Raw genomic sequence first — 4,380 nt, forward strand, 5'->3', positions numbered from 1 at the left:
AAGATGCTGTCACCCTTGCACCTAGGGGGTAGGATTCACACCTACATGAACACACAGTTATAAGAATCTGGTTTTCACCAGCCTTACCTTCCGTCCCTGAGCATTTCTACTCATTTAGGAAGAACGAATCGCACCGCCAACAATAAAATATAGCATTTCCCATGCTCGTGAGGTACAAAGTTGTTTAGTTTCAGGGAACAGGGAACAGGGAATAGGGAATAGGGAATAGGCAATTGATGTGTACTTCATTAGCCTGAAAAAGGCTTTAATACTCATTTGCTCAACCAATCCCTGGGTAAGTGCATAAAATTTAGGTAAGTAAATTTGGTCTGATTAGTATTTACATTTATTTTAGTATTTACATTTATTTAAGGGTCAAAACTGCCAACAAGGCATAATTATAATATGTCATCTAAATTTGATGGCATAGGTAAATAGGTGGTTAGTAAATATCAAAGATAGATTCTGATAGAAAACTCTTACAATCAGACATTTTCAAACATTATAATAACTTTGTATTTAGTAACTTAGCTTTACCAAAACTTTAATAAAAATAGCTGGGTTGCCGCGACAAGTGCAAGTAAATCTCATAGAATATGATTATTAACTATCTAATAATCAAATTATCCGTTGAGTTCTAGTTACATGAACCAGGAAACTTTTTTGATTAAAAATTTTTCCTCAACTATTAAAAATCTGATTTGATTTTACCCAAGTTAGGGCTGGAAGTGCATAATACTACCAAATTATCTGCAAGTTCGACAAACATGGATAGCGAGAGTCCCCGACGCTATCAAGCTGCTATGGTATCAACTTACTACCCTAATACTATTCTCTTAGACCATTCTGTGATGACAGATGGAGCTAAGGAGTCATATGGATCGGATATCCTCACACTGCTGCACAGTGGGAAGATTTTTGTTGTTAATAGTCGTAGGCGTAATGGTTTAATACTGTTTAAAGGCTATCATGCAGAATTTGCGGGGCCGGGTGCTGCTGTTGGGGGAAATTATGATCATGATTGTGAAATGGTATTACTCGTAGGTAATTTGTCCTTAGTAACTCCTGAATCTTATGAGGAGCGTCAGAAGGCTTATTTAATTAGGCGACAATGGACTAGGTTAATCAAGCAAATTACAGAAACCCCGCTTCCACAGCAGCGAGTTCGGAAAATTATCGATCAATTTGAACAATATTTTTCACCATCAATTGTGGCTGAAATGCCTGATATTGTCTTTGCGCTTTTAGTAGGGGTGTTGCCAAGAACGGTAGGAATAGTACGCCGTTTCGGCAACGAGTTGGATGAGGCTTTAATGTAGAATTGCCAAAGCAGCTTGTATTCTCTCTAAGGTGCGGGTGTTTTCGTCTGGTGAGCCGATAGTAATGCGCAATCCTCCGTTAATTTCGCGGACAAGAGTACCGGAAGTTTTGAGTTTTTGGTGAAGATTTGTTAAAGTAAGGTTTTGATTTTCAGGGTTATTTTCTTGAAGACGGAGGAAAATAAAGTTAGCAGCACTTTTGATTATTTGTAATCTGGGATGTTGAGATAAAACTTCTATAAGTTTGTCTCGTTCATGTAAAGTTGGGGAAATTGATGCGAGTAAAAGTTGTCTATTTTGCATAGCAGCTAATGCGCCAGCAATTGAGAAGCTGGGAAGATTATAGGGTAAGCGGACTTTTTCTAAGATAGCGATCGCCTGCGGATGACCCACACAATAACCCACACGCAGGGCTGCTAACCGAAAGGCTTTGGAAAAGGTGCGTAAAATTACCCAGTTAGGATGTTGTGGTAATTCACCGACTAGGGTAGTTTGGCTAAATTCAAAATAAGCTTCATCAATGACCACCAAAATCTGCTCATCTAAACTTCTTAACCATGACAACTCCGCCCCAGTCAAACAGTTACCGGTGGGAGAATTGGGATGCACCACAAACACCACGCGAATGGGGGGAGTTTGAGTTGCTTCTAGGGCCGATTGGGCAGCTGTTAAGTCAATTTCAAAATTATCAACATTTCTATCTACTGTCACCACGGGAATGCCTAAAGTTTTGGCTAAAATTCCATACATGGAGAAAGTGGGATGAGCGACTAAAATTGAGCCTTCGCCCCCCAGACAGGTGGCGATTAATAATGAGCGAATTAGTTCGTCTGAACCGTTACCTAGAGAAATATTAGCGGCAGTAAATATAGATGGGGACAGGGAAGCAGACTCATTAACGTATTGCGCGATCGCCTGTTTGAGGCTCTCATGTCCACCGTCAGGATAACGATTTGTTTCAATTACTTGCTCATAAGTCCAAGCCAGCTTTTGTTTTAACTGTGGGGGTAAATCATAGGGGCTTTCGTTGGTATCCAGCCGATCCAACTGGGCGGCTACTCCGGCTGCGGTATCACTGCTGGGGTGAGGTTTATAGGCGGTGAATTGGGCTAAATCTGACCGGATAAAACTCAGCATAATTTTACTCATTAATAATTAGTCAGGACTTCATATTTTACACCTCAAGGGAACTGGCAGAATTGGCAGATTGCTGCCCAAATTTTTGCCATGACATTACCTAGGGCGTGGTCGCTGTCTAGTTCTATTAATTCTACCCAAGGACGCGATCGCGCAAATTCCCGACTGGCGGCGATGGGAATCACCTGGTCTTGTTGACCATGGAATATCAGGGTCGGTATAGGGCGCTGTAATATTGTTTCTTTGTACTGGGCTGCATCTATGACAAAATTATAACTCAAGGGGAGCGATCGCCCTTCCCCATAGTGGTGAATCATCAGATATTGTTCTTTTTCCCAGCGCTGTACTTCTTGATTCCCCAGATGGGGTAACCAATGGGTTAAAAACCCAAAAGCTGGTGCTAGCAAAACCAGGCGTTGCACTTGTGAATATTGCTGTGCTAGATGAGCACTGGTCAGACCGCCCAAACTAGAACCAATTAAAGTTACTGGGGTAGAATCATTAGGGAATTGGGCTGCAACTTGAGTCATCTGGCGGGTGATAGTTAATTGGGAAAAATCCCCAGCATTCAAATCGGGGATTTTCAGCTTGATGTCAATTTCTGCAAAGCGACCGCTGATATCCTGGGCTTTAGCAGATTTGGGGCCAGAAGCAAAACCGTGTAGGTAGATGTAGTCATTCACAACGGTTAACTGATATAAAGGTAAGCCCTCCGATAGAGGAATAAATCAATCATCCTCACATTTTAGATAGAGCAATTGCTAGTTGTGAATTGCCTAGAATCTGCTTATGTTAAATGAGCAGGATGTAATTATGTCCGAAGAACAAAAACAAAAATCTGATCATCAAGAGACCACTCCCAGTGCTTCTGGTGGCTACCAAACCCCCATTCAAGCAGATATTCGCAAAACCGGAACTGCGGCTAAAAGTGAGGCTAAACCCACAGCGGAACCTGAAGCACCGGGAGAGGATAGTGTTGCTGGTAGTCCCAATCAAGGGACAGAATCGCGCTAACTGCTGGGAATTGTTCTATTTCGATTCCCAAAGCGATATTAAATTACAGATGCTTCGCGTTGACAATCAAAAACCACCATAAACGCAGCATTAGGTGTTGTCTGGCTCAAGTGCTGCATGTAACCTTCTGCATCCGAACGACTGCGGAAGCGAGCCACAATTTCCCGTTGTGTATCAGGAACTAAACGAGCGATCGCCCAAGAATTGAGACGTGCTTTGTAGCCAGTTGCTGGGGTTGCTGCTTTTTCTTCAGTATTGTGTGGCATAATTTATTTTAAGTGCGTGAATTGTTGTCAGGAAATTGACTGAGCTCGTGCCAGGGGTGAGCTAATAGATTTTTTTATGTTCTGCCACCTTATTATTACATTATTCCCAGATTGTCAAGAGTGCTGGCTGCCTTTTAGACCCGGCTAACTAGAAATTTTCCGACTAAGTTAATTAGCAGCCATGAGCGCATATGATATCATGTCCGGTTAATTAGTATGGGGGGGTTTATGAATATCACCCTTGGTAATTGAGGCTTATAAAAGAACAAAAATTACTCATCATCTCTGTTCAACAAGTATGCTATACTTGAGACATAAAAGACGTTCCGGCGGAACGTCTTCAAACAGGTAGTGGAATTACATTACCGATACTTTTTTGCTAACATTCACTAACAAATACACTCTTTAAGAGAGGGCGTATCAACCAATGCACGTAGGAAAATCCCTCGCGCACCATTTATGTCCCGGCTCATTACCCGCCCGTCAGATGGAGACTTAACGAACTTAGCACCACCAAGGTTGGGGATGATTTCACCAGTCCAACTGACTGTTTTTGATGTGTACGCTTCGTTCACATCCATCACTACTTTATTAGTCTCAAAAGCCTTATGCTTCAGAAACTGCTTAAATCGGTAGTGAGAGAG

At 41.9% G+C, this 4,380-nt stretch carries 6 protein-coding genes; 2 read left to right on the top strand and 4 right to left on the bottom strand.

Annotation, left to right across the window (positions count from 1 at the left end; translation table 11 throughout):
* Positions 1 to 767 precede the first annotated feature (767 nt).
* A complete protein-coding gene (locus PN447_RS06060; protein WP_271761655.1) occupies positions 768 to 1,319 on the top strand; it encodes a hypothetical protein in 552 nt (183 codons plus the stop codon).
* On the opposite strand, the gene PN447_RS06065 is transcribed toward PN447_RS06060, so the two are convergent.
* Positions 1,311 to 2,456: a histidinol-phosphate transaminase gene (locus tag PN447_RS06065; protein WP_271761657.1), complete on the bottom strand. Its 1,146-nt coding sequence runs from the start codon at positions 2,454 to 2,456 to the stop codon at positions 1,311 to 1,313. The two genes, PN447_RS06060 and PN447_RS06065, sit on opposite strands and share 9 nt — an antisense overlap.
* Before the next feature lie 44 nt (positions 2,457 to 2,500).
* Positions 2,501 to 3,139: a YqiA/YcfP family alpha/beta fold hydrolase gene (locus PN447_RS06070; protein ID WP_271761649.1), complete on the bottom strand. Its 639-nt coding sequence runs from the start codon at positions 3,137 to 3,139 to the stop codon at positions 2,501 to 2,503.
* Between the two features lie 130 nt (positions 3,140 to 3,269).
* Between PN447_RS06070 and PN447_RS06075 the strand changes: the two genes are divergently transcribed.
* On the top strand, positions 3,270 to 3,470 hold the full coding sequence (locus PN447_RS06075; RefSeq protein ID WP_271732056.1) for a hypothetical protein: 201 nt from the start codon (positions 3,270 to 3,272) through the stop codon (positions 3,468 to 3,470).
* Between the two features lie 38 nt (positions 3,471 to 3,508).
* Here PN447_RS06075 and PN447_RS06080 read toward each other — a convergent pair whose 3' ends face one another.
* Together PN447_RS06080 and PN447_RS06085 are read right to left on the bottom strand one after the other, a co-directional pair.
* On the bottom strand, positions 3,509 to 3,736 hold the full coding sequence (locus tag PN447_RS06080) for a hypothetical protein (protein WP_271761651.1): 228 nt from the start codon (positions 3,734 to 3,736) through the stop codon (positions 3,509 to 3,511).
* Between the two features lie 389 nt (positions 3,737 to 4,125).
* The coding region (locus PN447_RS06085; protein WP_271761653.1) for a zinc ribbon domain-containing protein at positions 4,126 to 4,380 on the bottom strand (255 nt) is incomplete at its 5' end.

It is taken from the genome of Anabaena sp. CS-542/02 (genome assembly GCF_028331085.1).
GTDB lineage: Bacteria > Cyanobacteriota > Cyanobacteriia > Cyanobacteriales > Nostocaceae > Anabaenopsis > Anabaenopsis arnoldii.